Here is a 2,092-nt window from a genome sequence, read left to right as displayed (position 1 = left end):
TTGCGGTCGTACACCTGGCCACGCAGCAGCACGGTGTCGATGCGGCGGGTGGCGGTGATGTCCTGCAGCGGGTTGGCGTCCAACAGCACCATGTCGGCCGCCTTGCCGGCCGCGATGCCGCCATAGCGATCCAGCATGCCGAACCACGACGGCCCTGCCCGCGTTGCCGCCGACAGTGCCTGCGCGGGGGTCAACCCTTCGGTCACGAACAGGCGCAGTTCGTCGTGCAGGCCGATGCCCGGATAGTTGAACGAGTTGAGGAAGCCGGCATCGGTGCCGGCCATGATCGTGACACCGGCCTGCTGCAGCATCGGCAGCACCGCGGCCACCTGGTGATACTCGCGATGGCGCGCCTCGATCTGCGCCGGCGTCGCCTTGGCGGCGCGCTCGACGCGCCAGGCGTAGGTCGCCTGCAGCTTGCGCCCGATGTAGGCCAGGTACGGGTCGTTGGCATGGTCATCCTGATCGAGGAAATCCAGGATGCGCCCGCCGTTGAGCGTGGGCGTGACGTACACACCCTTGGCCGCGAAGCCGCGGTAGGCCGCCATCGCCGTGGCCGGGTCGAAGCCGGCGTCCAGCTGCCGGTTGGCTTCGGCGCGATCGATGCGCTTGTCCGCGAAGGCCGCTGCAATCTCCGCTTCGTCCTTGACCCCGGCCTTGTACGCATAGTCCAGGTGTTCGATGGAGCTGATGCCGGCGTCCACTGCCTGCTGCACGGTCAACGCCATCGGAATGTGGCCCGAGGCACGCAGGCCGTTGGCACGCGCACCGCGCACCGCCGCCAGGAACAGGTCCGGGGTCAGCGCGCTGTCGGTGATCTTGACGAAATCGACCTTGTCTTCCTTCAGCCGCACGAAGGCCGCATCCAGATCGGCCTGGTTGCCGACCTCGATGGTGCCCTTCCAGACCGGCTTCACGCCTTCGATCTTGGCGCCGGAGGTAAACAGCTGCGGCCCCATCAGGCTGCCGTCGCGGATCTGCCCCCGCCATTGCAGCACCTGCGCGGGCAGATCGCCGGAGGCGTCCCGAATGGTGGTGATGCCATGGGCGATGTACAGCGGCAGCAGCGCCTTGTTCTCTTCAATCAGCTCCGGGCCACCGCCGAAATGCACGTGCATGTCCCACAGACCGGGAATCAGGTAGCGGCCTTTGGCATCGACCTGGCGCGGCGCGCGCCACTGCCGCGCGATGGCCTTGTCCTCGCCGACGGCGACAATGTCGGCGCCGCGCACCACCACGCTCTGGTTGGGCTGCGTGCGGGCATGCTCCACATCGACCACCGTGGCCTGGCGGATGATCAGATCGGCCTGCTCGGCGGAGAAGGCCGGCGCAGCCAGCATCAACAAGGTCGGAAGCAAGGCGCACAGCGAGGGTTTCATTGGCGGGACACGATCAGGGAGGTCAGCGCCACCATACGGCGATGGCGATGACATGCACCAGTTAAATCTCGGCATGTTCGACATGCAGCAATCAAATGCAATGCACTGCCCGGCAGCGTGCGCGCCGGGCAGTGCCGCCCCCCCCTTAGACCTCGCCCTGCATCGCCGGGCGGGCCTGCAGCCGTCCCAACCACTGCTTGACCTGCGGATGCGCCTCGACGTCGGCACCGAAGTAGACGCCGTAGCCCACCACGGAGCCCACCACCAGATCGACCAGCGAGTACGCTTCGCCCAGCATCCATTCGCGCCCCGCCAGCCGCGCCTCCAGCAGGTCCAGCAGCTCGTTGACCCCGGCCAGTGCCGCAGCGGCGTGCTCGTGGCTGCGCAACGCCTCGTCGCGGGTAGCCAGCCACAGCCGGTTCAACAACGCGGCATAGGTCACGTAGGCCCACGTGGTCCACGACAGCGCCTCCAGGCGTTCGGGCGTGCCGTCCTGCGGCCACAGCCCCTGCGCTACGCCATGCTGCGCGCCCAGCCACTGCAGGATGGCCAGGCCCTCGAACAACGGGGTGCCATCGACCACCAGGCACGGCACCTTGCCATTGGGGTTGATGGCCAGGTACTGCGGCGTGCGCTGTTCGCCGGTGCGGATGTCGATCCGGACGCGTTCGTGGGGCACGGCCAGTTCGGCCAGGGCGCAGGCGACCGGCGTG

2 protein-coding genes are annotated in these 2,092 nt (G+C 68.0%); both read right to left on the bottom strand.

Annotated elements, in window-relative coordinates:
• The coding region (locus DBR34_RS14860) for an amidohydrolase family protein (RefSeq protein ID WP_128097372.1) at window positions 1-1,379 on the bottom strand (1,379 nt) is incomplete at its 3' end.
• A gap of 145 nt (window positions 1,380-1,524) precedes the next feature.
• Window positions 1,525-2,092, bottom strand: a 568-nt coding sequence (locus DBR34_RS14855) for a glutathione S-transferase family protein (protein WP_146186857.1), incomplete at its 5' end; no start/stop codon positions are given.

The organism is Stenotrophomonas sp. HMWF003 (assembly GCF_003061285.1).
GTDB classification, from domain to species: Bacteria; Pseudomonadota; Gammaproteobacteria; order Xanthomonadales; family Xanthomonadaceae; genus Stenotrophomonas; species Stenotrophomonas maltophilia_AP.
Note: the sequence above shows the minus strand (reverse complement) of the source record. Positions and strands in the feature narration are given on the sequence as shown.